General features: G+C 73.4%; 23 protein-coding genes. 12 read left to right on the top strand and 11 right to left on the bottom strand.

Annotation, left to right across the window (positions count from 1 at the left end; all coding sequences use genetic code 11):
• Positions 1–315: 315 nt before the first annotated feature.
• Positions 316–1,029 carry a hypothetical protein gene (locus ACZ7OU_RS25180; RefSeq protein ID WP_470256956.1) on the bottom strand — a complete coding sequence of 238 codons (714 nt, stop codon included), beginning with the start codon at positions 1,027–1,029 and terminating at the stop codon, positions 316–318.
• A 106-nt stretch (positions 1,030–1,135) separates the two neighbouring features.
• Positions 1,136–2,020 (bottom strand): SDR family NAD(P)-dependent oxidoreductase, encoded by an 885-nt coding sequence (locus ACZ7OU_RS25175; RefSeq protein WP_470256955.1) that lies wholly within the window; start codon positions 2,018–2,020, stop codon positions 1,136–1,138.
• A 93-nt stretch (positions 2,021–2,113) separates the two neighbouring features.
• Between ACZ7OU_RS25175 and ACZ7OU_RS25170 the strand changes: the two genes are divergently transcribed.
• Complete coding sequence (locus ACZ7OU_RS25170) at positions 2,114–2,785, top strand: TetR/AcrR family transcriptional regulator (protein WP_470256954.1); 672 nt, start codon at positions 2,114–2,116, stop codon at positions 2,783–2,785.
• A 4-nt stretch (positions 2,786–2,789) separates the two neighbouring features.
• Here ACZ7OU_RS25170 and ACZ7OU_RS25165 read toward each other — a convergent pair whose 3' ends face one another.
• The 7 genes from ACZ7OU_RS25165 to ACZ7OU_RS25135 form a co-directional block, all read right to left on the bottom strand.
• A complete protein-coding gene (locus ACZ7OU_RS25165; RefSeq protein WP_470256953.1) occupies positions 2,790–3,998 on the bottom strand; it encodes a serine/threonine-protein kinase in 1,209 nt (402 codons plus the stop codon).
• Between the two features lie 107 nt (positions 3,999–4,105).
• Positions 4,106–4,984: an SIS domain-containing protein gene (locus ACZ7OU_RS25160; protein ID WP_470256952.1), complete on the bottom strand. Its 879-nt coding sequence runs from the start codon at positions 4,982–4,984 to the stop codon at positions 4,106–4,108.
• A 20-nt stretch (positions 4,985–5,004) separates the two neighbouring features.
• A complete protein-coding gene (gene melA / locus ACZ7OU_RS25155; protein WP_470256951.1) occupies positions 5,005–6,312 on the bottom strand; it encodes an alpha-galactosidase in 1,308 nt (435 codons plus the stop codon).
• Positions 6,313–6,352: 40 nt separating this feature from the next.
• Positions 6,353–7,222 carry a carbohydrate ABC transporter permease gene (locus ACZ7OU_RS25150; protein ID WP_470256950.1) on the bottom strand — a complete coding sequence of 290 codons (870 nt, stop codon included), beginning with the start codon at positions 7,220–7,222 and terminating at the stop codon, positions 6,353–6,355.
• Positions 7,219–8,133, bottom strand: a complete 915-nt coding sequence (locus ACZ7OU_RS25145; protein WP_470237641.1) for a carbohydrate ABC transporter permease — start codon at positions 8,131–8,133, stop codon at positions 7,219–7,221. The genes ACZ7OU_RS25150 and ACZ7OU_RS25145 overlap by 4 nt, the downstream gene beginning before the upstream one ends.
• Before the next feature lie 9 nt (positions 8,134–8,142).
• A complete protein-coding gene (locus ACZ7OU_RS25140) occupies positions 8,143–9,408 on the bottom strand; it encodes an ABC transporter substrate-binding protein (protein WP_470256949.1) in 1,266 nt (421 codons plus the stop codon).
• Positions 9,408–10,241 carry an endo alpha-1,4 polygalactosaminidase gene (locus tag ACZ7OU_RS25135; protein ID WP_470256948.1) on the bottom strand — a complete coding sequence of 278 codons (834 nt, stop codon included), beginning with the start codon at positions 10,239–10,241 and terminating at the stop codon, positions 9,408–9,410. Before ACZ7OU_RS25135 ends, ACZ7OU_RS25140 begins: the two co-directional genes overlap by 1 nt.
• 248 nt (positions 10,242–10,489) lie before the next feature.
• On the opposite strand from ACZ7OU_RS25135, the gene ACZ7OU_RS25130 reads away from it, so the two are divergent.
• From ACZ7OU_RS25130 to ACZ7OU_RS25080, 11 genes are all read left to right on the top strand, one after another.
• Entirely contained in the window at positions 10,490–11,578 is a 1,089-nt protein-coding gene (locus tag ACZ7OU_RS25130) for a sensor histidine kinase (RefSeq protein WP_470256947.1), read from the top strand.
• On the top strand, positions 11,571–12,224 hold the full coding sequence (locus ACZ7OU_RS25125) for a hypothetical protein (protein WP_470256946.1): 654 nt from the start codon (positions 11,571–11,573) through the stop codon (positions 12,222–12,224). The genes ACZ7OU_RS25130 and ACZ7OU_RS25125 overlap by 8 nt, the downstream gene beginning before the upstream one ends.
• Entirely contained in the window at positions 12,179–12,934 is a 756-nt protein-coding gene (locus ACZ7OU_RS25120; protein ID WP_470256945.1) for a hypothetical protein, read from the top strand. Before ACZ7OU_RS25125 ends, ACZ7OU_RS25120 begins: the two co-directional genes overlap by 46 nt.
• The gene (locus ACZ7OU_RS25115; RefSeq protein ID WP_470256944.1) at positions 12,919–13,569 is read left to right on the top strand and encodes a response regulator transcription factor; all 651 of its coding nucleotides are present in this window, start codon (positions 12,919–12,921) and stop codon (positions 13,567–13,569) included. Before ACZ7OU_RS25120 ends, ACZ7OU_RS25115 begins: the two co-directional genes overlap by 16 nt.
• A gap of 170 nt (positions 13,570–13,739) precedes the next feature.
• Complete coding sequence (locus ACZ7OU_RS25110; RefSeq protein ID WP_470256943.1) at positions 13,740–14,366, top strand: hypothetical protein; 627 nt, start codon at positions 13,740–13,742, stop codon at positions 14,364–14,366.
• Between the two features lie 565 nt (positions 14,367–14,931).
• On the top strand, positions 14,932–17,160 hold the full coding sequence (locus ACZ7OU_RS25105; protein WP_470256942.1) for a hypothetical protein: 2,229 nt from the start codon (positions 14,932–14,934) through the stop codon (positions 17,158–17,160).
• Complete coding sequence (locus ACZ7OU_RS25100; protein ID WP_470256941.1) at positions 17,153–18,418, top strand: hypothetical protein; 1,266 nt, start codon at positions 17,153–17,155, stop codon at positions 18,416–18,418. The genes ACZ7OU_RS25105 and ACZ7OU_RS25100 overlap by 8 nt, the downstream gene beginning before the upstream one ends.
• A 24-nt stretch (positions 18,419–18,442) precedes the next feature.
• Complete coding sequence (locus tag ACZ7OU_RS25095; protein ID WP_470256940.1) at positions 18,443–19,033, top strand: hypothetical protein; 591 nt, start codon at positions 18,443–18,445, stop codon at positions 19,031–19,033.
• Between the two features lie 18 nt (positions 19,034–19,051).
• The gene (locus tag ACZ7OU_RS25090) at positions 19,052–20,353 is read left to right on the top strand and encodes a hypothetical protein (protein WP_470237653.1); all 1,302 of its coding nucleotides are present in this window, start codon (positions 19,052–19,054) and stop codon (positions 20,351–20,353) included.
• A 5-nt stretch (positions 20,354–20,358) separates the two neighbouring features.
• Positions 20,359–21,903, top strand: coding sequence for a DUF4056 domain-containing protein (locus ACZ7OU_RS25085; protein ID WP_470256939.1), 1,545 nt, complete (start codon positions 20,359–20,361; stop codon positions 21,901–21,903).
• Positions 21,900–22,982: a hypothetical protein gene (locus tag ACZ7OU_RS25080; RefSeq protein WP_470256938.1), complete on the top strand. Its 1,083-nt coding sequence runs from the start codon at positions 21,900–21,902 to the stop codon at positions 22,980–22,982. Before ACZ7OU_RS25085 ends, ACZ7OU_RS25080 begins: the two co-directional genes overlap by 4 nt.
• 51 nt (positions 22,983–23,033) lie before the next feature.
• On the opposite strand, the gene ACZ7OU_RS25075 is transcribed toward ACZ7OU_RS25080, so the two are convergent.
• Entirely contained in the window at positions 23,034–24,851 is a 1,818-nt protein-coding gene (locus tag ACZ7OU_RS25075; protein ID WP_470256937.1) for a bifunctional sugar phosphate isomerase/epimerase/4-hydroxyphenylpyruvate dioxygenase family protein, read from the bottom strand.
• Complete coding sequence (locus tag ACZ7OU_RS25070) at positions 24,838–25,860, bottom strand: shikimate dehydrogenase (protein WP_470257652.1); 1,023 nt, start codon at positions 25,858–25,860, stop codon at positions 24,838–24,840. The genes ACZ7OU_RS25075 and ACZ7OU_RS25070 overlap by 14 nt, the downstream gene beginning before the upstream one ends.
• Between the last annotated feature and the right edge of the window lie 86 nt (positions 25,861–25,946).

Below are 25,946 nucleotides of genomic sequence, written 5' to 3'. Positions count from 1 at the left end.
ACCGGCAGTCGCCGAAGTCGGTCGGCCGGAACCCGGCCGACGTGTTCCCTCCCGGAACAGGAAGCCCACCGTGCCAGGGGCCGTCGACAATCCGTCGACAGCTCGGATGCGCGGCGGCGATCAGCGGCGCGGTGACTCCGACGTCAGCACTTGGAGAACGAGCGCGGCTGATCGACCGGGAACCTGTCCGCCAGGAGACCCGCTGCCACGTGGAAATAACTCGGGAATCGGAGATCTCGTCACAGAGATCGAAAAAAAGACGAAAAGCCGGGGCGCCGTCCGTTCGGACAGCGCCCCGGCTCGGGGCCGGTTCGGCTACCGGCTCTTGTTCTCCGTCTTGCCCGCCGCTGCGTGGCCGTTGGCTCCGGTGGGCGACTTGGGGGCCGGCGGCTTCGGGGCCGCGGGCGGGGTGGGCGCCGGCGGGACCGCCTTGTCGGCCGGCACGGAAGCCGGCACGGAAGCGGGCGCCGGGGTCGCCGCCGGCTCCGTGGCCTTCTCCTCCTCCACCAGCGGGTTCGACCGCCGCACCTGCACGACGGCCACGATTCCCGCGGCCACCGCGCCGAGTGCCAGGAGCCACGGCCAGCGGGACCGGCGGGACCGGTCTCCGCGCGCCACGCTCTTCGCTTCCTCCAGCGCCACCGCGAGGTCGCGCTTCGCCGTCGCGACCGCCTTGCGCCGCTTGCGGTTCGACTCGCCCGTCGAGCCCGCCACCGTCGCGATCGCCTGGGCCGCCTTGCGGCCCGGGTCGCGCAGCTTCACCGCACGGGACAGCACCTCGTCGCGAGCGGCGACCGAGTGCTTTCGCACGTCACGGCGGGACGAACGGGTGCTCTTGTCGAAGTCCTTGGTCGCCGAGCGGCCGACCTTCGCGAGCTCGTCCGCGCTCTCCGACAGCTTGCGGTCGGTGATCTCCACCGCCCGCACGGCCGCGGCCGCGCCCACTCGTGCCGCTTCCGCGGCGAGATCCCGGACACCGGCGGCCGCCGTCTTCACCGATCGCCCGACCGGAGCATCGCCCTGGCTCATTGTGATCACCTCTCACTAGTCCCGCAGGCAGGGCCTGCTCAGCCTCACACCTGTGGGCTACCCACCAATCGGCCTTCCGGAACCTCCGACCACTCGTCGGTGTCGGTCAGGCCCGCACGTCGGGCAGGCTCTTGCCGCGCTGGAGGCGCCACGCGTCGCCGGATTCGGCGTCGTCGGTGGACGTGCTCAGGTGCGCCCACTTCGCGTCGGTGTCGACGCGGTGCTGCCACGCCTCGCGCCCGTACTCGTAGGCGTCGCTGCCCGCCAGCAGGCGCAACGGCGGCTCGTCGAGGCCCGCGACGGTGAGCACCAGGTCGGCGACCTTCCGCGGGTCGCTGTTCGCGTGCCGCTCGAAGTCGGCCATCGCCCGGGCCGACGCGCCGACCGTCGCCTCGTACGGCTCGCTGATCGGCGGCGTGGTCATCGACGCGCCGCCCCAGTCGGTGCGCATCCCGCCCGGCTCGAGGACCGTGAGCTTGATGCCGAGCGGGGCGACCTCGGCGGCGAGCGCTTCGGTGAACCCGCCGACCGCCCACTTCGCCGACTGGTACGCCGTCATCCCCGGGCTGCCGACGCGGCCGCCGACGGACGAGATCTGGATGATCCGGCCGCCGCCCTGCCCGCGCAGCACCGGCACCGCGGCCTTGGTGACGTAGACCGTGCCCAGGAAGTTCGTCTCGATCTGCCGGCGGAAGACGTCCAGCGTCGTGTCTTCGAGGGACGCCCGGTCGCCCTGGCCGGCGTTGTTGACCACGACGTCGATCCGGCCGAACGCGGCGACGCCGGCGGCCACCGCGGCTTCGGCGGCCGCCGGGTCGGTGACGTCCAGCGGCTCGACGTGGACGCGGTCGCCGTAGCGGGCTACGAGGTCGTCCAGGGACCGCGGGTCCCGGGCGGTCGCGACGACGCGGTGGCCGGCGGCGAGGGCCCGCTCGGCGATCTGCCGGCCGAGGCCGCGCGACGAGCCGGTCACGAAAAACACTGAACCCATGGGAAGCTCCTTCGTTAACGCAATGCCTTTGCGTTAATTCGAACGTACGCGTGCCGCAGAGTTAAGTCAAAGCGGTTGCGTTATCGTGGTCGGGTGACCCAGCCTCGCCAGCGCGCCCGCTCCGACCAGGACAAAGAGGTGCGCAAGACCGCCCTGCTGACCGCCGCGCGCGAGCTCGCGGTCGAGCGTGGCGTGCGCGAGGTCACCCTCACCGAGGTGACGAGCCGGGTCGGCCTGCACCCGTCGGCGCTGCGCCGGTACTTCGAATCCCGCGAAGAGCTGCTGCTCGAACTGGCGGAACAGGGCTGGGCGGACTGGCGCTCGCGGCTGCTGGCCGACCTGGCCGTCCCGGCAGACCGCCGGCTGGGCCCGGTCGAGGTCGCCGAGGCCGTCGCCGGGTCACTGGACGCGCTCCCCCTGTTCTGCGACCTGCAGACGCACGTCGGGCTCAGCCTGGAGGGCGCGGTCCGGCTGGAGCGGGCGCGCGGCTACAAGACCGCCGCCTCCGAGGCGTTCGACGCGATGACGGCGGCCCTGGTCGAGGCCGGCGACGGCCTGGACGCCGAGGGCGCCCGGACCCTCCTGACGGCGGCGATGAGCTGCGCGGCGTACCTGTTCCAGCTGTCCCGGCCGTCGCCGACCCTGCGGCAGCTCTACGACGAGGTGCCCCGGTGGGCGCACAGTGCTCTGCGGTTCCGCGAACAGCTCACGACGCTGCTGCGGGCGGTCGCCCTCGGCGTGCAGCGCCCGGCCGAAGCGCCGTGAAGCGTCAGTGACCGGTCGGCCCCTTGCCCTTCGCCGGGCCGTTCCCCCGGGTCTTGCCCTTGGCCTTGCCGTTGTTCGCGGGCGGTCCGTCCACCGCGTCCGACGTGACCGGCCGGGGCACCACCGCCGCTTCGCGCGACCCCATCAGGACGGTCGACGCGGGCGGTGACACGGCGACCGACGGCGGCACCGGGCTGCCCGGGACGACCGATCCGACGGGCTCCCCACCCGCACCGGGCGCCGCGGCGTCCGGCCCGGTGAGCAGCACGCCGAGCACCACCGCGGTGGCCGCGGTCGCGAGACCGCCGGCCGCGACGAGCTTGCGCCGACGCGGTGCCCGGGCCGCCACCGGCTCCCGCAGCAGCCGCAGAACCTCACCGGCGGTGGGACGCCGATCCGGTTCCCGGGCGGTCATCCGGTCGAGGACGTGGGCCAGCGGTGCGGGCAGATCCCCGGGAACGCGCGGCGACCGGTGCAGCCGCGCCGTCACCGATTCGGCCGGCGTGCCGGGGTACTCGCGCCGGCCGGTCAGGCACTCCAGCAGGATCAGGCCGAGCGCGTAGACGTCGGCCGCCGGCCCGGCCCGCTCGCCGGCGACCTGCTCCGGGGCCAGGTACGCGGCCGTGCCGGTCACCAGGCCGGTGCCGGTGACGTGCGTCGACCCCAGCTCGTGGGCGATGCCGAAGTCGGAGATGAGCGGGCCGTCGCCGCCGAGCAGGACGTTGGCGGGCTTGAGGTCCCGGTGCACGATCCGCCGGTCGTGGACGTGGGCCAGCGCTCCGGCCAGCTCGGCCGCCAGCTCCGTGACCCGCTCGACCGGCATCGGCCCGGCCAGCAGGCGCTGCGCGAGGTTCTCCCCCGACACCAGCTGCATCACCAGGTACGGGCGGTCGCCGTCGGTGCCGCTGTCGTACAGGGCGACGACGCGGGGGTGGTCGATGCTGGCCTGGATGGCCTTCTCCCGGGTCCGGCGCAGCTGGTCCACGGCCACCGCGCCCCGGTCGTACACCTTGACCGCGACGTCCCGGCGCAGCAGCTGGTCGTAGGCCTGGTAGACGCGGGCCGTGGCGCCGCTGCCGATCAGGCCGCCGACCTCGTAGCGCCCGGCGATCACCGCCGGCGGCTCGTCGCGGGCCCACCACGGCCGGACTCCGGCCGCGTCCAGCGAGTACCGGGGGAACGTGCCGCCCTCGCCGGTGTACTCACCGAGCATGGGCGACCTCCGCGAGCTGAGTGCGCGCACCGGCCGTGAGGCGCGGTGCCGGGCTACGGCTGCTGGGCTGAACCGCGGAACGATGCGCCGACCTTACCTCCGGTCCGTCAGCTCGCCAGCACCACCGACCGGGTCAGGTGGGCCGGCCGGTCCGGGTCCCGCCCCGCCCGCTCCGCCAGCACGACCGCCAGCCGCTGGATCGCGACCAGCTCGGCCAGCGGGTCCAGCCTGCCCTGCCGCAGGAAAGCGCCCGTCGCCTCGACGCGGGACACCAGGTCGGCGTCGAGCGGGGCCAGGCTCCAGACCGCCCGGCCCGGGGCCGCCACCGCGATGGGGCCGTGGCGGTACTCCATCGCCGAGTACGACTCCGTCCACCACGCCGCGGCCTCGCGGACCTTCAGCGCCGCCTCGTTCGCCAGTCCCACGGACCACTCCGTGCCCAGGAAGGAGATCTGGGACGCCGCCACGAACGCGTCGAGCGGCTCCGCGAGCGCCCGCGTGACGTCGCCGAGGGCCCGCTCCACCGGCAACCCCAGGTGGGCGCGCAGGAGCAGCAGCTGCGTCGTCGGGAACCGGGTCTGCACCACCGAACACTCGTCGGCGTAGGGCAGGCAGACGACGTCGTCGGACACGCGGGCCGCCGGAGAACCGGCCACCGCGGTGATCGTCGTGACGCGGGTGCCCGGGCGGACGCGGCCGAGCGCGTCGAGGATCTCCGTCGTCGTGCCGGAGCGGGTCATCGCGAGCACCCGGTCGTACGGGCGGTCGAGCCGCGCTTCCGACGCCGCGAAGACGTCGGTGACGCCCTGGCCCGCGTCTTCGCGCAGCCGCGCGTAGCTCTGGGCCATGAACAACGACGTCCCGCAGCCGATGACCACGACGCGCTCGCCCGGCGCGGGCAGCGCGGGCGCGTGGTCCGGCAGCTCCCGCAGGACGCGAGCCCAGCACGACGGCTGGCTGGTGATCTCGTCGAGGGTGTGCGACATGGTTCTCCTGGTCTCGAAGGTCAGCGGCCGAGGACGGCGCGCAGCGCGGGCTGGAGCCGGTCGCCGTGCGCGCGGACGAGGTCGTCGCACAGCTCGAAGATCCGCTCGACCGGCAGCGTGGCCGCCGTGGCCGGGTCGGTCATCGCGGCGTGCCGGATGTGGCGGGGGTCGTCCTCGACGGCCGCGCGCACGACGAGGTCGTTGGCGCTCAGGTACGTCCGGTTGAGCGCGGCGAGCTGCGGCGGCAGCGCGCCGATCCGGGTCGGCCGGACGCCGGTGCCGTCGACCAGGCACGGCACCTCGACGACACCGCCGGCCGGCAGGTTCTCGATCAGGCCCCGGTTGACGACGTTGCCGTAGACGGTCCGCGGGGTACCGGTCAGGACACTGTGGACGATCTGCGGCGCGTACTCGCCCGTGCCTTCGACCGGCAGCGGTTCGTCGGCCGCGATCGCCCGCCGGGTCCGTTCGTACTCGGCTTCGTTCTCCGCGACGATGCCGAGGTAGGCCCCGATCGGCAGGCGGAGGCGCTCGATCTCGGAGTCGTGCCCGAGGTACCACGGCACGTACTCGGCGGAGTGCTCGCTGGTCTCCGTCGGGTAGTAGCCGAGCCGGCGCAGCATGTCGAAGCGGACGCGCCGCCGCAGCTGCCCGTCGGTCTCGGCCAGCTCGCGCAGCCGCGGGTAGAGGTCGGCGCCCGCGTGCTCGAACCGCAGCACCCACGCCTGGTGGTTGACGCCCGCCGCGACGTAGGTGACTTCGTCGAACGGCACCCCGACGAGCTCGGCGAGCCCGTGCACGGTCCAGTACACCGAGTGGCAGAGCCCGACGACCCGCGTCAGCCCGGTGACCTCGCTCAGGTACTGGACGTTCATCGCCATCGGGTTGGTGTAGTTCAGCAGCCAGGCGTCCGGGCAGACGTCGGCGATGTCCGCGCCGAGCGCCTTGAGGAAGGGGAACGTCCGCAGCGCGCGGAAGATCCCGCCGATGCCGAGGGTGTCGCCGATGGTCTGGCGCAGGCCGTAGCGCGCCGGGACCTCGAAGTCGGTGCGCGTCGCCTCGGCCATCCCGATCTGGACGATGTTCACGACGAAGTCCGCGCCCGCCAAGGCTTCCCGGCGGTCGGCGTGGGCGGTCAGCACCGGCTTGACGCCCCGCACCGCGGCGATCCGCCGGGCCGCGGCCAGCGCGGTCGCCAGCCGGTCCGGGTCGATGTCGTGCAGGGCGATGTGCGCGCCGTCCAGCTCCGGGTAGGCGAACAGATCGGCCAGCAGGCCCTGGGTGAACACGACGCTGCCCGCGCCGACGAAGGTGATCTTGGGGGTCATGCGAGGTCCGATCGGGGTGAGGTGGAGGTGGGCGCGGACGTCAGCCCTTGAGCCCGCTGGAGGTGATGGACTGGACGAACGTCTTCTGCGCGCCGAGGAACGCCAGCAGCACGGGCAGCACCGTGATGACGTTGCCCGCCATCACCGCGGCCCAGTTCGTGTGGTGCTGGCCCTGGAACGTCGTGAGTCCCAGCTGCAGCGTGTACGTCGTGTCGTGGTTGATCGCGATCAGCGGCCAGGTCAGGTCGTTCCACGTGCTCAGGAACGTCAGCACGGCCACCGTGCTCAGCGCGGGCCGCGACAACGGCAGCACGATGGTGAACAGCACGCGCAGCCGCGAGCAGCCGTCGATCCACGCCGCCTCTTCCAGCTCGCGCGGCAGGGACAGGAAAAACTGGCGCAGCAGGAACACCGCGAACGGCGTCACCAGCGACGGCACGATGAGCGCGCCGAGGGTGTCGATCAGGCCGAGCTTCTTCATCACCAGGAACGTCGGGATCATGGTGAGCTGGAACGGGATCGCCATGGTGGCGACCATCAGCGCGAGCATCGTCCGCGAGCCGGTGAACCGCATCCGCGCGAACGCGTACCCGCCCAGCGCGCCGAAGAGCAGGTTCGACACGACGGTCACCGCGGAGACGATGAGCGAGTTCGTGAACCAGCGGACGAAGAGCGCGTTCTCGAAGACGTAGCGGTACCCGGCGAAGTCCACATGGGACGGCCACAGCGCCGGCGGGAACCGGTTGATCTCGGCGTTGCTCATCACGGAGCTGAGCAGCAGCCACACCAGCGGCGCCGCGAACACCAGCGCCAGGGGCACGAGCAGCAGGTGCCACGGGCTGAACGGCAGGCGGGGCCGGCGCGGCACGGACAGCACGCGGGTCGCGGGTACTTCGAGCCGGGCCGTCATCGCAGTGCCTTCCCCGGCCGGCGCAGCACGCGCAGGACGACCACGACGACGAGCAGGGCGAGCGCGAGCACGTAGGCCGACGCGGCGCCGTAGCCGGCCGTGAAGTTCTTGAACGCCTGTTCCCAGACGAAGTAGACGATGACCGTCGTGGAGCCGAGCGGGCCGCCCTTGGTCGTCACGTAGACCAGGTCGAACACCTGCAGCGACGTGATCAGCTGCCACAGCACCAGGAACAGCGTCACCGGGGTGATCGCGGGCAGCGTCACGTGCCGCAGCACGCGCCAGGTGCCGGCGCCGTCGAGGCGCGCGGCCTCGACCAGCGACGGCGGGACGTCCTGCAGCGCGGCCAGGTACACCACGACGCAGAAGCCGGTGCCGCTCCACAGCGTGATCCCGACCAGCACCAGCAGCGCCTGCGCCGGGTCGGTCAGGAACCCTTGCGGGGACACGCCGAGGTGGTGCAGCAGGGAGTTGGCGGCGCCGAACTGCGGGTCGAGGATGAAGGAGAACAGCACGCCCTGGGCCGTCGCCGAGAGCACGAACGGGACGAACACCAGCGTCCGGTAGACCCCGACGAGCCGGATGCGGCGGTTCAGCGCCTGCGCCAGCAGGAACCCGAACAGGATGCTGAGCGGGACGTAGAGCACCGTGTACAGCACGGTGTTCCCGACCGCCTGCGCGAAGTGCGGGTCCTGGGCGAGGGCGGCGTAGTTGTCCAGGCCGACCCAATGACTCGGGGTCACCAGGTCGTCGGCCTGGAAGGACAGCAGCAGCGACCAGGCCACCGGCACCACGCCGAGCCCGAGGATGATGAGGACGGCGGGCGAGACGTAGGCCCACGCGGCGGCGGTTTCCCGGCGGCGCCGGCGTTGTACGGGAGTGACGGTGATGGGCCTCGGCAGTCCGGGCATGGCGGCTCCCTATCGCGGAATGATCAGGGCGGCGTTCGCGGCCGCGGCGCAGTCGCGCAGCGCGTCGGCCGGCGTCGCCTGACCGAGCAGCACCGCGACGATCGCGGTGCCGACGGCCGCCGACACCTGGGGGTAGGCCGGGTGCACCGGCCGGACGCGGGCGCTGTCCAGCGCGTCGACGAACACCGGCAGGCCCGGCGTCTCGGCGGTTTTCTGCTGCCACGCGGGCAGTTGCTGCGTCCGGCGGCTCAGCGGGAGGCTGCCCGCGCCGTCATCCCAGCGGACGTCCTGGGCCGGGTCCGCCAGCCAGGACAGGAAGGTGCGCGCCGCCTCGACGCGCTCCTCGCCGTTGTCGAAGAGCGTCCAGGTGTCCGGGCCGGAGATGGTCACCGGCCGGCCGCTGAAGCTGGGCAGCGGCACGACCGCGTAGTCGACCCCGGAGTCGGTGATGTCGGGCAGCTGCCACGGGCCGGTCGGGACCATGCCGATGTGGCCGGCCTCGAACGCCTGGTACATCTGCTCGCTGCCGGTCTTCGGGTCGAGGTAGACGGCCTTCGCCGCGGCGAGGTCGCGGACGACCTCCAAGGCCCGTACCCCTTCGTCGGCGAACCCGATGCCGCGCCCGCCCGCGCCGATGACGTCGCCGCCGAGGTCCCACACCATCGGCCAGATCCGCCACACGGTGTCCTCGTCACCGGTGGCGGGCCACGCGGTGCCGAAGGTGCCGTCGCCGGCGTCGGTGAGCTTCTTGGCCGTGCCGACGAAGTCGGCCCAGGTCCAGCCCGCGGCGGGCAGCGGGATCCCGGCCTTGTCGAACAACGTCTTGTTGCACACCACGGCCAGCGAGTCGAGCAGCGCCGGGACCGCGCGGACGCGGCCGTTGACGGTCACCGCTTCCCGGGCCGGGGCCCAGAAGCCGGGACCCGCGTCGACGAGGTCGGTGACGTCGACGACGCTCGGGCTGCGCGCCACGCTGGCGAGGTCCGAACCGAAGACGTAGGCGATGTCCGGGAACGACCCCGACGCGAGCGCCGCGGTGACCTTCTGGAGCATCGCGTCGGCGAGCACGCCGCCGCCCAGGTCGATCCGGATCCCGGGGTGCGTCGCGTGGAAGTCCGCGACGAGCGCGTCGAGGACCTTCTTGCCGGTGTCGGTCTGGCCGTGCCAGATCTCGACGGTGACCGGGCCGCCGGTGGCGCGCGCCGGGCCGCAGCCGGCCACGGCGGCGCCGAGGGCCAGACCACCGGCGCCGCGCAGGAATCCGCGGCGGTCCATCAGCAGGTCTTGCGGACGTAGCCGGCTTCGCCCTTCGGGACGACGTCGAGGTCGCGCCGCACGATGCTCAGGGAGCTCCAGCGGCTGCAGGCGGTCTTGAGGCCGCTGTCGGTGTATTCGATGACGATCACGTGGTCGCCGAACGCGGGCGTGAACTCACCGCAGTTCTTCTGCTGCCCGCATTCCTCGGCGATGGCGAAGTCGAGCCCGTTCGCCTGGCGCTGATCGGACAGTTCGGAGGTGTTCTTCTGGGCGATCGCCAGGCCCTTCGCGTGGGCGTGGGCGGACAGCAGGCGGATGTAGGCCTGGGCGTTGCTGTCGGTCAGAAGTCCTTTGGAGCGCGTGTAACTGTCGAAGTTGTCGGGCTCGATGGCCTGGAAGCCCCTGGCCGCGCAGTCGTCGACCCAGGTGTTCACCTTGGCGGCGACGCGGGTGCGCTTGTCCGCCGTGCGGAGGTCGAGCAGGGCCTCGTCCCAGTCCTCGTCGATGACGACCTTTCCGTTGGCGTCGCGGAGAAGGAGGTCGCCCCACTCGCTTTCGGCGCCGGGCTGGGCCTGGAAAGCGTTGACGTAGCAGATGTTGTAGAGCCCGGCCGCGGGCTGGGCGGTGTGGTCGCGGCTGACGACCTTGACGTCGCTCGCCGGGGTGTAGGCGCCGCCGATCTGGTAGTCGAAACCGGCTTTGACGGGCGGTGGGGTGACCGCGGTCTGGGTTTCGGTCGCCGCGGAGGCCGAGCACGCGGTGCCGGCCACGACGACGGCCGCCAGTGCGGCGCCGGCGAGGAACTGAACGCGGGAAGAGGGCATCATCGAGCTCCGGATGATGGTGGGCACGACCCCGCCTCGGACCACGTGCGCGTCCTGGCGACTCAGTCCGGGCTCGCGGCGGAGGCCGACATACCGGCTGGGCGTACCTCTGACGTCGGGCGTCCGTTCCGACGTGCTCAGCAGTAAAGCGAGCAACACCGGGCATGTCAAGTGCGTGATAGTGCAGGAAGTCCGCCCTTATTGGACAGAATTGTGCGTCGGGCGGCGCCTGGTAGAAACAGTACGTCCGATTTCCGCAGTTCGCCGGGGGTGTGATGACGGCCAGCGCGCCGGGGCCGGTCGAGGCGCAGTTCCGGGCGTCCGTCACCCGGTTCGCGGGGCCCGCCCGGGCCGTCGCGACCACGGCCGTCGGCGTCTTCGGCGTGGTCGCCGCGCCCGGTGGCTGGGTGCCTTACGGTCTGCTGGCTTTGACGCTCGTGGCGGGGGTCGCCGACGTCCGCGGCGGGCGGCGGGTGTCGTTCGCGCTGTCGGTGCTGCGGGCGGGTGCGGTGGGCGCGTGCCAGCCGTGGATCACGTCGGTGCCGGGCGAGGCGAGCCTGTGGGCGGTGAACGTCCTGACGATCACGGCGATCACCTGGCAGTGGGAGCACCCACCGCGCCTGACCGCGCCGGCGCTGGTGGTGCTGCTGGCGGCGGGGACCGTCGCGGGCGGCGGCGACTGGCTGCCGGCGGCGCTGCGGGTCGTCGTGGAGAGCGTGCTGGCGCGGCTGGCGTTCGTGCTGCTGGTCCGCTCGACGGCCCGGACGGACGCCGCACGCGCCGAGCAGGCGGCACTCGAGCGGGCGGCGGCCCTCGAGAAGGACCGGCGCCGCCGCGAGCGCGAGTACCTGGCTCTGCTGCACGACACGGCGTCGGCGACGTTCTTGACGGTCGCGTCCGGCGCGGCGGCCGACCCGTCCGCGGTGGCCGGGTACGCGGCCCGCGACCTGGCGATCCTGACGGCCTCGCACCGCGAGGAGGACACGCCGGCCGACCTCGAAGCAGGCTTGCGCGCGACGCTGACCGGGCGCGCGCTGCCGGTCGACGCGGTCTGGGAGCCGCTGCCGCTGATCCCCGCGTCGGCGGCGTTGGCGTTGGTCCGCGCGGCCGAGGAGGCGCTGCGCAACGCGGAACGTCATTCGGGCGCGGAGTCGGTTTCGGTGCGGCTGGGCGGGCCGCCGGACGGGGTGACGGTCACGATCACCGACAACGGCAAGGGCTTCGACCCGGCCGCGGTCCCGCCGGCGCGGCGCGGGGTACGCGGCTCGGTGGTCGAGCGAATGCGCGCGGCCGGCGGGACGGCGGAGGTTGCGTCGAGTGCCGGCGCGGGGACGACTGTGACGCTGAGGTGGTCCCGTGCGTGAGCCGGTGGGAGGCCCTGCGGCCGAGGAAACGGCGACCTGCGGCTTCTCGATCGCCGAGCCCATCTCCCGCCCCGCCACCGCGCGCAGCGCACGCCACGAACCCGCGGGCGTCCACTCCGCGGCCGCCGAAACCTCCCGGCCGACCGCCGCACGCAGCACACTCAGCGAACCCGCGGGCGTAACCGCACCGCACCCCGCGCCCGCCGAAGCCGCGGCGGAAGGCACGTCGAGCCCCGGCGCGGGGACAACCGCCCTCGCCGAAACCGCGCCCGCCACCACCGATCCCGCCGTGCGGCTTGCCGCGGCCATCCGGATCGTGCTGCTCGGCGTGACCGCGATCATCCAGCCCGGGCTCGGCCTCGCTCCCCTCCTCCGGAACCAAGCCGCCTACCAGCCGGCCCTCGTCGCCGATCTCGCCTATGGCGTCCTCGCCGGCGTGACCGCTCTCTGCGCCCTCTGGGTGCTGCGCCGCAAGGCGATCCCCGCGGCGGTCGCGGCCGGGGGCACACTCGTCGTGCTCGTCGCTTCCTCCGCCGCGACCGCCGCACTGCCGCCGGACTCCTTCTTCCGGGAACCGCACTGGTCCTTCGGGCTCGTCGGGTGGCACCTGCTCGTGCTGCTCGCCGATCGGCCGCCGCCTTCCTGATCGCGCTCGCCGCGCACACCGGTGCCAGCGTCACCCAGTTCCTGCTCGGCGGGACCCCGACGCGCACCGAACTCGGTGATGCCGCGATCGTGCTCTTCGGCGTCACCGTCTTCCAGCTCGCCATCGCCGGGCTGATCCGGCTGCTCGACCGTCGCGCCGGCGAGGCCGCCGCGGCCGCGGCCGGGCGGGAACGTCTTGCCATGCGGGCCGCCCTCGCCGCTCAGGCCGGGCGAGACCTGCGCGCCGGGTTCGCCGAACAGCTCGGGGCCACCCTGCCGCTGCTGGCCGGCCTCGCCGACGGCACCGCCGACCCCCGCACGCCCGACACCCGCGCCCGGTGCGCGCTGGCCGCCGCGCAGCTGCGGCGGCTCTTCGCCGAGAACGACGACGTGCCCGATCCGCTGGTGCACGAGGTCACCGCCTGCCTCGACGTCGCCGAGCGGCGCGGGGTCGCCGTGACGCTCGCCGTCAGCGGCGACGTCGTCGACGTCCCGGCGCACGCCCGCCGTGCGCTGACCGGGCCCGTGCTCACCGCGCTCGCGGCGGCCCGCGCCCGGGCGCGCGTCAGCGTGTTGCGCACGCCCGAACTGGTGCGCGTCGCCGTGATCACCGATGGTGACAGCGCGCCGGAGGGATCTTCGGCGGTCCCCGTCACGTCCCACTCCCGGGACGGGCAGACCTGGATGGAGGCGCGGTGGCGACCCGAGTGACGGCCGTGGTCGTCGACGACCACCCGGCGGTGCGCGCCGGCGTGACGTACTGGCTGGCGGGCGGCGACCCGCCGATCGACGTCGTCGCCGAGGGCGAGGACGTCAAAGCCGCCTGGCTCGGCGCCGGCGCGACCGCCGACGTGGTGATCTTCGACCTGCACCTGGGCGGCCCCGCGCCGGCGTTCGGCGACCTGCGACGGCTGGCCGAGGCCGGGCGCCGGGTGGTCGTCTACTCGATGCGCGCGGACGACGACGTCGCCCTGCAGTGCCTCGAACTGGGCGCGCTCTGCTACCTGACGAAGGCCGAAGGGGCCGAGCACCTGGTGGAGGCGACCCGGGCGGCGGCGCAGGACCGGCCCTACACGCCGCCGTCGCTGGCCGGGGCGCTCGCCGGGGACCGCTCGGAGACGCGGCCCGCGCTCTCGGCGCGGGAGGCCGAGGTGCTCGTCGAGTGGTTCCAGTCGGAGTCGAAGGAGTTCGTCGCGCACCGGCTGGGGATCTCGGCCAGCACGGTGAACTCCCACCTGGAGCGGATCCGGGTCAAGTACGCGCGCATCGGCCGCGAGGCGCCGACCAAGGCCGCGCTGGTCGCCCGCGCCATCCAGGACGGCCTGATCGGCGTCGACGATCTGTGACCTCCGTGTGGTGCGAACGGACCACACCACCGGTGCCGCGTCCGGGTTAGCGTCCGGCTGACGGAGCCGCGAGGGCGCCCCGTACCGGCCGCCGCGACTGTCCCGGGGGCGGCCGCGGCGCTCGGCTCCGCCCGGCCGGAACCCGTCCGGCGGGCCGTCCGAGGAGATCCATGAAGCACGTCCGCACCACCGCCCTGCTCGCCGCCTGCGCCGCCACCCTGCTGCTGTCCGCGTGCGGCGGAGAGTCCGGCCAGGCCGCGCCCGCCGCCCCGACCAGCGCCCCGGCCGCCCCGGCGTCGGACTCGGCCTCCCCGTCGTCTTCGACGGGCGCGGCCGCCCCGGCCGGCGACGTCACCAAGCCCGGCACCGAACTGAAGCTCGGCGAGCGCGCGGTGGTCCCGTTCAAGTACGGCACGACGAAGTCCGGCACGATCGCGATCACCGTGACGGCGATCGAGAAGGGCGTCAACGCCGACCTCGCGAAGTACGGCGACAAGGCGAAGGGCATCACGCCGTACTACCTGCGCGCGACGGTCGAAAACGTCGACGGCGCCGACCTGGCCTACTCCTCGGTGAGCCTGCGCGCCCTCGGCACCGACGGCCGCTCGACCGGCGTGATCATCACCGGCAGCACCGACCAGTGCAAGTCCGGCACGGCGGGCAAGGACTTCACCACGGCCGGCGCGAAGTTCGAGACGTGCACGCTGCAGGGCGCCCGCGAAGGCAGCGAGGTCGGCGCCGCGACGTTCGACAAGGGCGACGGCTACGACAAGTCCCCGCTGGTCTGGAAGAACTGACGCGTGCGCGGGAGCCACGGCCGGGTCGCGGCCGTGGTTCCCGCGCTTGTCACGGCGTGGCCGAACAGACCGGCAGCGGCCCGACCCGCGCGCCGGTGGGGAAGTTCGTCGCGCCCACGGACCGGCCGCCGAACTCCGGACGAACGCGCAGATTGTCTTTGCTGTGCGCAAATTTCCTCCTTGCTCGAATGGAGACAGGCACGAACGCCCGAGCCGAGGTGAATCGAAGGGCGGCTATCCGGAGACGGCCCGCGACAACGCACGCGGGATCCGCGCGGCAGCACTGCGAACTGGCGATCGCGCGGTACGCGGAGCTGGGATTGACTGTCGCGGAGGGGATTCGCGTCGAGCCGGCCGGTCTCGCCTGACGACTTAACGCGCGCGGCTACCGGCGCCCGCCGCCGAATCCACTTCGGATCCGCCTGCCCGCACGGCATTTTCCGGCGCGCGGCCCGAGTCCGATGTCCACTGTCGCCTGCCGGACCGCCGTTGTCGACGGATTGTCGACGGGGCGTGGAACCGTGGTCCGGTATCAGCGGAGTCCGGTGAGGCGAGGGAGTTCCCCATGAGCATGCCAGTGCTCAGACCGTACGGGCCGGCCGGCGAGGCCGGCGACCCCGTGACGACCGAAGCGGGCGCGGTTTCGCCCTTCGCGCCGGTGACCCTGTCCGGCGGCGCCGAGCCGCGATCGGCTCCTCCGCCCGGGCAGGTGCTGCACTCGCCGTTCGCAGAGGCCGCGTCCGCGGTGGGCGCGTCGGACCTGGGCGCGGAGGCGGCCGGGGCGCTGCTGGCCGAGCTGGACGACGTCCGGTTCGCCGAGGTGCTGGAGCAGCTGGAGGACGACGTCGCCGCGCGGCACCTCCAGTCCGTCGGTACCTGGTCGAGCGAGTCCGCGGCGCCTGTCCTCGCCACGGCCGACAGCGCGCGGTGGATGGCGGACCTGGCCGAAGAGGCCGACCGCATGCTCGGTGCCCTGGAAGAACACTTCGGGGACCGGCCGGCGGATTCCGTGCAGGAGAGCGAGATCGACGCGGTCGCCGGCTACCGCGAGGCGGACGGTTTCGCCAATCCCCTGACCTCCCAGCAGCTTTTCCTCGGCGGCCTGCTGGACAAGGCGAAGAAACTGGCGAGGGGCGTGGGCAAACTCGCGCAGAAGGGGCTCGCCTTCGCCGGCAAGCTCGCGCTGGGACCGCTGTTCGGGATCCTCCGCAAGCTCGTCCGGCCGCTGTTGCGGAAGGTGCTCGACAGCGCCATCGGCCGGCTGCCCGAGTCGCTGCGCCCGCTGGCCACCCAGCTGGCGGCGAAACTGCGGGGCAGCGGCGAACTGTCCGCCGAGGAGTCCTTCGCGGAGGAGTTCGACCGCGAGCTCACCGCGGCCGTGACCGGCGAAAGCGGCCCGCCCGCGGAGCAGCCGGAGTTCACCGGCGACGACCCCGGGCCGGGCCACGACCTGGACGACGCCCGCGCGCGGCTGGCGCGCGAGCTGGCCACCGCCGACCCCGGCGTGCCGCCCACCGAGCAGCTGGAGCAGTTCATCCCCGTGGTGATGGCGGCGCTGCCGCTGATCCGGACGGGCATCGGCATCATCGGCCGCGACAGGGTCGTCGACGCGATCGCCGGCCCCCTCTCGCAGCTGATCTCGGGCATGGTCGGCGCGGACGCGGCCAAGCTGCTGTCCCGGCACATCGCCGGCGCCGGGCTGGGGCTGCTCGGGCTCGAGGCCGGCGGGGACGGAACCCTCGGCGGCGAGGCCCTCGTGGCCGCGACCGAGGACACCGTCCGGCAGGTGATGACGCTGCCTCCCGAGTCGCTGGGGCACGAACTGCTCGTCGAGACCGAGGTGCAGGACGCCTTCGCCGAGGCGGCCGCCCGGCACCTGCCCGCCGCCGTGCTGCGGGCCGAGCTGGTCGGACCCGAGCACGGCGTCTGGGTGATGATGCCGCGGGCCACCAAACCCTGCTTCCGCTACAAGAAGTACGGCCGGGTCATCCCGGTCCGGCTCACCCGGCCGATGGCTCGCGCGATCGTCCTGGCCGGCGGCGACACGCTCGAGCGGCGGCTGCTGGAATCCGGCGTGCAGGCGTGGCCGGTCGAGGGCGAGGTCGAGCTGTACGAGCTGCTGCCCGGCGGCCGGCCGGGGCACATCGCCGCGTACGAGTCGGCCGACGGCGCGAACGCGGCCGAGTTCGAAGAGCTGACGCAGACGGCCGCGACGCTGCTGACCGGCAACCCCCGCTTCGCCGGGACCCACCGGCACGGCGGGCACGGGCACCACCACCGCCGGGCGGGCAGCCGCTACTTCCGGTTCCGCCGGCAGGGGCGGCCGCTGCACCGCGGGCACCGGCAGGGCTTCGTCATCGGGTTCGACCTGACCGCGCCGCAGCCGGTGCTGCGGGTCAGCCTGCTGATCGGCGAGCGGGACACCCACGAGCTCGCGGCGCAGCTCCAGCGCCGGCAGCTCGTCCAGGTCGTCTCGACCGTGCGGCGGCTGCTCGACGACGCCGCGCTCCAGGCGATGACGACCCGGCTGGAACGGCTGATGACCAAGCACGGCCTCACCGCCCCGGCCGGCGTCGGCAGGCAGCTGGCCCAGCGGCTCGCCGACGGGATGCTGCGGACGGTGTCGGAGCAGCTGCCGGCGTCGGCCCAGACGCTCGCCCAGGCGGCTCAGGACCCCGCCCCCGGAGCGACGTTGACCTTCACGTTCTCCTTCGCCGACCGCGCCGCGGTCGCCGCGGGCACACCGGCCGGCGACCCGGCCGTCACCATCCGGCCGGGACTGCACCGTGACTGACCTCGCGGCGGACCGGCAGACCGAGGCCGAGCTGGTGCACTGGCAGCTCGCGGTCGAAGCGCTGGCCGACCTCGACACGGTGGCCGCGCCCGAGGCGTGGCAGGCGCTGGAGGACTACCTGCAGCGCCGGGTCCGGGGGCGCCTCGCGGAGGTCGTCGCGGTGCTGGTCGCCGAGGGCCGGGCGCTGCACAGACGGCTCGGCGCGGACGGCGATCCCGCCGGGGTCCGGCAGGCGGTCCTGCGGCTGCGCGCCCGGTACCTCCAGGTGGAGACGATCCTCGACTTCTACGGCGACGCGGTGAACAGCCGGACGAACCCGGCGTTGCGAGCGCTGCTGCGCGGGTACGACACGCTGGCGGGCGACAGCATGGCCGCCGTCCTGAACCGGCTGGGCATCGAGTCGCCGCCCGCGCTGATCTACCTCGACCGCGGGCTGGGCGCGGCGATCCTGCGCGCCGGGATCCGGCTGTGGGACCACAGCCACCCGTCGCCGGCCGCGGCGATCAAGCTGACCCGGCACAACCTCGCCTACCCGACCGCGCTGCTGCACGAGACCGGCCACCAGGTGGCGCACCTGACCGGCTGGACCACCGAGCTGGCCGACGCGCTGGGCACCGTGCTCGCGCCGCGCTCGGCGGAGCTGGCGGAACTCTGGCGCGGCTGGGCCGGCGAGATCGCCGCCGACGTCCACGCCTTCGCCCAGGCCGGGTGGGCGCCGGTGGCGGCGCTGGCCAACGTCGTCGACGGACCACCACAGGCGGTGTTCCGGATCCGCTTCAACGATCCGCACCCGTTCCCGTTCCTGCGGGTGCTGTTCAACGCCGAGCTGTGCCGCAGCTGGTTCGGGGCCGGGCCGTGGGACGACGTCGCCGCCGTCTGGCGGCAGCGCAACCCGCTCGCCGAGGCCCCCGGGGACGTGGCCGCGCTGACCCGGCTCAGCCTCGCCGCGCTGCCGGACGTCGTCGACGTGTGCACCCGCCGGCCGATGGCCGCGTTCGGCGGCGCACCGCTGTCGGCGCTGCTCGACCCGCGCCGGGTCTCCCCCGCCGCGCTCGAGTCGCTCGCCCGGCAGGCCGGCCCGTCGTTGCTGGCTTCGGCGTACCTGAGGCGGCGCGAACCGCTGCGGATCCTCGCCCACCTGTCCACCCGCGCGGTGCTCGAACCGGCCGCCGCGGCCGAGCACCAGGCCCGGCTGCTGGCCTGGGTCACCGATGTCGGTGCCGACGCCGCACCGCGCTCCCACCACCACGCCGCTTGACCCGGAGGGGAACAGGAAAACGCCATGACCAATCCGAAGACCGCCGAATCCCGCGTCGCCGCGGGACGGCCGAAAGCGGCCGCACCGGCGGCCAAGACCGAGAAACAGCCCGCCACCAGGTCCACTGAGGACAGTCCGGCGGGCCCGGCGCACAACGGACAGAACCCGGTGCTGGACCAGCTGGTGGCGCTCACCCGCTCGATCGGCGACCTCGTCCAGCAGAACGTCGGGGCGAGGGACGACCAGCTCACCACCGCGGACACCGACGCCGCGGAGCAGGCGCGGGTCGTCTTCGCCTACGACTTCCTCGGCGTCGTGCTCGGCCGGCGCGCGCCGAGCGTGTTCCAGCTGACGACCGTGACCGTGGTGCGCGACTTCGGCACCCTGACCTTCACCGGCCTCGGTGCGGCGACGGCGGCCAAGATCCGGGCCGCCGACAACACCGTCCGGTTCCTGGAAGGACTGCGGGACGGCATGCCCGTCACCATCGACCAAGGCCCGCAGGCCATCGCCGACAACCGGCGGATCGACTCGATCATCACGTTCATCGTCCGCGGCGGCACGCCGGTGGCGATCGGGCCGTGCCTGGGCCCGGTCGGCGGGGGCGTCGGATAGACGACAGGAGAAACCACCATGTTCTTCCCACTGGCCAAGGCCCTCGGCAACCAGAACGCCGAACTCGGGGCCCAGCGCGTGTTCCGCCTCCACCCGAACCAGCTCGCCTTCCTGCTCGACGAAATCTGGGACTCGGCGCGAAGAACGCCCCAGATCCCCGACCCGTCCGGGGAGAAGGACCTGGTCTTCTTCGCCCGGTTCTTCGACGACACCGTGCTCGACGCGCTGGACCTGCCGACCCAGCCGGGCGACGACCCGTTCTTCTCGACCGACGGGCTCGACGCCTTCCTCGCCCCGTCGGGCATCACCACCACCGGCCCGTTCGAGTGGAGCGGCCGGCCGAACGAGCTGTTCTGCCCGCCGCTGCTGTGGCACCACCTCGCCTACGCCTACGTCCTGGAGAGCACCGGCATCGTCGAGATCTTCGCCGAAGTGGTCCGGCGGCTGGTCGTCGGCGAGACGATGGGGGTCCTGTCCCCGGACAGCATCGCCTGGCTGCGGGCCACCGAGCAGCTGTTCTTCCGCGACCTGCCGACGTTCTCGGTGGCGAGCGTGCTCAGCCAGGTCCGCCCGTTCGACCGGACCAACCGCCGCAACGCCTACTGGCGGATGTTCGGGCTCGACCTCGCGCACGCGGTGCCGCCGCTGTGGGCCGGCTCGGGGCCGCTGTCCGACTGGAAGGAGCTGACCGGGCCGGTCAACCACGACTTCCGGCAGAAGTGGAGCGAGCTGCTGCGGCAGATCTGGATCGGCGTCGAGAACCGGGCCAACAACAGCGGGGCCAACCCGACCGACCCGAGCTACATCGCGCTGCTTTCCCGCGCGCTCAAGGACCTCCTCGGCAACCGCCGCCGCGGCGGCGCCCTCGCCCGCGAGGAGTTCGCCTACGTCACCATGCTGAACTGGTTCCACCTGACCGTGGACAGCGACACGTCGCTGATCGTCGACCTGCAGGCGCAGGCGAGCAGCGCGGCCGACCGGCTGGGCGCGCTGGGACAGAAGGTCGGGATCACCCCGGCGTTGCGGTCCCGGGAGCTGTTCGACCTGGCCGAGCCGATGTCGACGCTGCTGCGCGGGATCGAGCTCGGGCTGTTCGACACCGAGACGACCGCGACCACGCTGTTCACCAGCGGTACCAACATCTTCCGGGACGTCCTCGACACGATCAACAACTGGCAGTCGGCCACCGGTGAACGGGTCAAGGAGAGCCCCGCGCGGGCCCTGCCGACCGGCGGGCAGCCGCTGCGGGTGCCGGTGCCGGCGGCGTCGCCGGCCGCGATGGCGCCGCTCAACGGCTCGGCCCCGGCCTTGAAGGGGTGAGCGCCGTGCCGGCCGAGAGCGCGACGACCTGGGCGTGGACCCCGCCCGATCCCCTGGCGGAGGGAGAGGACTCGGGCTACGAGCCCGAGTGGCACGACGAGCCGGGCGGCCCGCTCGCCGAGGAACCGGAGCGGCGGTGGGCGGGCGAGCTGGTCAGCCCGTTCGCGACCGCCCCCGAAGGGCCGGCGGTGTCCGTCGCCGACGAGGAGGAGGCGGAGCCGGGCCCGTTCTCCGTCGAGGGCGAGCTCCTGCTGTGGGCCACCGAGCTGGCCCAGGCGCCGCAACAGGTCCGCGCGGCGTTCGACCGGCAGGAGGAGGCCCGCGCCGTGCGGCTGCTCGTCGACAGCGGGGTCCGGGACGCGGATTGGCTGACCGGCCTCGTCTTCCACGCCCGGCACCGCGAGCTCGGCGGCCGGCCGATCGAGCCCGGCGACGCCGCGCTGGCGCAGGAGTGGCAAGCGATCCACGACGACGAGGTCCGGCCCCGGCTCGAAGGGGAGAACACCGGCGGGTTCTTCGGCAACCTCGTCGGCGACGTCCTGGCGGCGAACGCCGTGCACGCCGCGTTCGCCGGGGGTGAGCGCGACGAGAACAAGCTCACGGACCTCGGCTACCGGGCGCTCCCGGGCACGGCCGCGAAGATCAAGGCGGGCGATCCGCCGGAGCTCAAGGACCGGTGGACCAGGATCCGGGACCACGTCGTGCGGCCGTTCCTCCGGCTGAAGAAGACCGGTCTCGACCGGCTGGTACCGCGGGGAAAACCGTTCGGGCGCCTGTGTTGCCTGCTCTTCGGTCCCGCCGTCCTCGACCTGGCCGGCCTCGGCACGCACGGGACCGCCCCGGTCGACCCGCTGGGCGAGGTCTACACGCGCAAGCTCGGCTTCGTCGACCTCGGCCACGCCCGCGAGACCGCGGACGTGACGCTGTGGGCGTTGAACCAGCTGCAACGCCAGGCGACCGCCGGCACCACCGTCGACCTGTTCCACGGTTCGGCCCGCCTGCTGCGCGAAATCCCGCTCGAACGAAGGCTGGCGCTCGCGCAACAGCTGGCATACGTCGATTCGGTCGAGCACGAGATCGCGACGTTCGGCGTCCCGGGCCCGGGCCTCGACAACTCGTCGTTCTCGCCGGAAGACCTGCCGTCCAACCTCTTCGGCACGGTGGTCGCCGCGGCCGCCTTCCGCGCCGACGGTGGTACCGACGCGGCGCTCACGCAGCAGTTCAAGCAGCTGCTGCAGGCGGCCGGCGCGCAACCGGTGGCGATGGCGACGGCGGTGCAGGCCGCCGCGGCCGCCCGGGGCTGGTGGGGTCCCGCGTCGGCGTGGTGGGGAGACGCCCCGCTGCGGAAGCGGAACTTCACCGCGGTCCCCTGGCTCATCGACGAGCACGGAGCGGCGCGGATCGGGCAGGGGGCGCTGCCCGCGGCGCCGTCGCTGGTCAGCGCCGACTTCGAGTACGAGTCGGCGGGAACGCACCTGAAGAACACCGAGTTCGCGCAGAAGATCACCGCCCTCCGCGCGCAGGTCCCGGCCTCGGCGAGGACGCCGTGACCGTCACGTTCTCCGTGCAGGGCGAGCTGGAGAGCTGGGCGGACACGCTCCTGCGGCTGCCGGCCGGGGTGCGGACGGCGATCCGGGCCGGGCACGCGGAAGAGGCCGTCCGCCTGCTCGTCGCCGGGGGCAGGCGGGACGAGAACTGGCTGACCGACGTCGTGTTCCACACCCGCCACCCCGAACTGCGCGGGCGGGCGATCCGGCCCGCCGAGCGGGCACTGGCCCGGGAATGGCAGGCCATCCGGACGAGCGTCGTGCACCCGCTGCTGGCGGCCCCGCCCGCTCCGGTGGTCTCCACCCCGCCGGCCCGGTCGGTGGCGGACTGGCGGCAACGCGCGCTGCGGGCGGCCGGCATCGACCCCGCCCGATGGGACCCGGACGCGGGGTTCACCGCCACCCGGCCGATCGTCGAGCGGGTCTACGCCTACGACATGGAGTTGTTCAACCACAACGAGAACCTGCTGTGGGCCGGGATGGCGAAGCTGGCCGGCGCCCAGGTGTACCGCGGGCTGGGCGTCACCCAGGCCACCATGGACGCGGCCGCGATGACGGCCGACCAGGTCGTCACGGCCGACGTCCTGATCGGCTACGCCTCGAGCGTGCAGGTGAAGCTGCTCTTCGCCCAGCGCGCGATCTTCGACGACCTGGCCTGGCAGCACCAGGCGTTCGTGGAGGACGGCCTGCCGGCGCTGGAGGCGGCCGCTCCGCCCGGCCTGATCGATGCCTGGCGCGACATCGCCACCGGCGACCCCGACCGGGTCCGGCGAGGCAACCGGGCGCTGCTGCGCCGGGAACAGGAAGTGGTGCTGGCGCCGTTCTACGCGTCGATCCGCGCCATCCCGGACTTCGACCAGATTCCGAAACGCATGTCCGCCGAGGCGTTGTCCCCGATCCCCGGCGGGAAACCGTTCCGGGAAGTGGTGCCGGGTGGCGACATCACGCTGTTCGCGGACCGGTGGAAGTGGATCGAGACCGACATGCTCCCGACCTACGAACGGCTCACGCCGACGCGCCGCCGTCAGCTGGTCAACGCTCCGCTGGCCGACCTCGCCGACCAGCGCTGGCCGCCGGGCTGAGCGTGGCGTTCCCCACCGCGTGCCCACCGGTGGGCCGCACGATGTTGTGGGCTACGCATCCCGCCGCTGCCTTCGGTGGGCGGCCATCCGCACCGGCGAGTTCACGGCGCCGTCGCCCGCGTAGCCGCCGATGCGCTGCACCACCTCGAAGAACACGCGGCCACCGAGCACGACGGTGAAGAAGTGCAGCAGCTCGCCCCGCTCGTCACGGTCGTAGAGCACCGACTGCTGCCGCAACGCCGTCAGCAGCGCGGGGTCCGGGGCCAGCCGGGCGTCGAGGTCGTCGTAGTAGTTGCGGGGGATCTCGAGCAGCGGCGCGCCCAGCTCGCGCATCCGGCGGGCGCTCGCGAGCGCGTCGCCGGTGCTCAACGCGATCCGCTGCGGCTCACGCACCCCCGGCGCCCACTCCCCGCGCCGCAGCAGGGCCGATTCGAGCGCGATGCGGACCCGGCCGGACGGGTCGGCCACCGTGCGGCTGCGCACCAGCCCGAACGGCGCCGCGAACTCCGTCACCGGCTCCGGTTCCAGGCCGAGGACGGCGCGGTAGAACAGCGCCGCCTCGTCGAAGTGGTCGAACGGCTGGGTCAGGGCCAGGTGGTCGATCCCGGTCACCCCGGCCCCGTCGCCGTCCGCCGGGGTCTGCGTGAAGTCGCCGAGCCAGCTGTCCGCGGTGTCGGCGCCGGTGCGGCAGAAGAAGACCGACGTCCCGTCGGGCGCGGCGATCGCCGACAGGTCCGCCTCGTCCGCGCGGTGGCCACGCGGCAGGATCGGGGCGAGCAGCCGCTGGGCGCGCCGGGCCGACGCGACCGGGTCCGCGCTCTCGACGGCGATCGCGCCGACCGACGCGCCCCCGGGACCGGAGCTGTTGAGCAGGATCCGCGCGTCGCCCTGCCGCCACAGCCGGACGGGCTTGGACCGGTGCCGGCCGGTCTCGGCGAAACCCAGGCCCCGCAACGCTTCCGCCAGCCCGGGCGCCGACGCGTCGTCGACCGCCAGCTCGGCGAACGCGTGCCCGGACAGCGCCGGCGCGGGCGGCAGGTCGGTGACCCCGAGCGCTTCCTGCAGGCTGAGCAAGGACCGCATCGCGTCGACCGCGGCCGGTCCCGGGTCGGCCTGGCGGAAGACGTCGTTGAACACCTCGAGCGACAACGGGCCGCGGTAGCCGGCCGCCAGCACGTGCCCGGTGAACGCGGTCAGGTCGAACGCGCCCTGGCCGGGGAAGAGCCGGTGGTGCCTGCTCCACTGCAGGACGTCCATCTGCAGCCTTGGTGCGTCGGCCAGCTGCAGGAAGAACAGTTTTTCGCCGGGGATCGTGCGGATCGCGGCCGGGTCGCTGCCGCGCGAGAGGATGTGGAAGCTGTCCAGGCACAGCCCGAGCGCGGGGTGGGCGGCGCGGCGGACGATGCGCCACGAGTGTTCGTAGGTGTTGACGAACCGCCCCCACGCCAGCGCTTCGTAGGCGATCCGGATGCCCCGCGCGGCGGCGCGTTCGGCGAGCAGGTGCAGCTGTTCGGCGGCGAGGTCGTCGTCGTCGACGGCGTCCGGTGAGACCGTCGAGCACACCAGCATCGTGTCCGCGCCGAGCTGGTCCATGACGTCGAACTTGAGCTCGGCGCGCCGCAGGTTGCGGGCGAGCGCGTCCGGCGGCACGGCTTCGAAGTCGCGGAACGGCTGGTACAGGTCGATCGACAGGCCCAGCTCGGCGCAGTGTTCGGCGATCTCCTTCGCCGACCAGGACGAGGCGACGAGGTCGTTTTCGAAGATCTCGACCCCGTCGAACCCGGCCCGGGCGGCCGCGGTCAGCTTGTCTTCGAGGGTGCCGGAGAGGCAGACGGTGGCGATCGAACGGCGGGCGTCAGTCGAGGACATCGGCGGGCTGCCTTTCGGGAGAAGTGGTGAGCGCGGCGAAGTGACGCAGCATCCGCGCGGCATCGGGTTCGGTGCCGGTGAACAGCCGGAAGGCTTCGGCGGCTTGGAAAACCGCCATGCGGCCGCCATCGAGCACCCGGGCCCCGGCGGCGCGAGCGGTGCGGACGAGCTCGGTGTCGAGCGGGCGGTAGACGACCTCGGCGACCCACAGGTCGGGGCGCAGCAGCCCGGCCGGCAGCGGGAGCCCAGGGTGGGCGGCCATGCCGGTCGGGGTGGCGTGGACGAGCCCATCGGCGGCGGCGAGCGCCGCTTCGAGGTCTGTGCCGGCCGACGCGCGACTGTTGCCGGACCGGGCGCCGGGCGCAGTCTCGAGGCCCGCCGAGCCGCTACCCTCGCCGAGCGCCGCCTCAAGCCCCGCCCCCGACGACGCGCGGCCCTCCCCGAACCGGCCGGCAAGCGCTGCGGCGAGTTCCGCGGCCCGGGCGGCGTCGAGGTCGAAAACCCGGACCTCACCCGCGCCCGCCGTCAGCAAGCCGTGGGCCACCGCGGCACCGGCACCTCCCGCGCCCAGCAGCACCACCGACCCGAGCGCAGCGTCCGGCAGTCCGGTGCGGAGGCCGCGGGCGAAGCCGGACCAGTCGGTGTTGTGCCCCGTCGCGCGGCCCTCCTCGAACACGACCGTGTTGACCGCCGCCAGCGCGGCCGCGTCGGGGGACAGCTCGTCCAGGTGCTCGAGCACCACCTGCTTGCACGGGTGCGTGATGTTCAGCCCGCGGTACCCCGCTTCGCGAGCCGCGGCCAGCAGCGGACCGACAGCGGTGGCCGGCACGCCGAAGTCGTCGAGGTCGAAACGGGCGTAGACCAGCTCCACGCCGAGCCGGCGCGCCTCGGTCTCGTGCAGCGGCGGGCTCAGCGACGGCCCGATGCCCGCACCGATCAGCCCGGTGAGCACCGTGCCCGGTGTCGCCCGCGCGGCGTGCGCGCGGATCGCGTCGATCGCTGAAGACAAGGTCACGAGCACTCCCGTAATGTACGAACCAGTACGTTATTTGTACCTCATGGTGTCGCCGCCGGAAAGGGCCGCGGCGACGTCCT

Source organism: Amycolatopsis sp. NPDC114505, from assembly GCF_055633615.1.
Note: the sequence above shows the minus strand (reverse complement) of the source record. Positions and strands in the feature narration are given on the sequence as shown.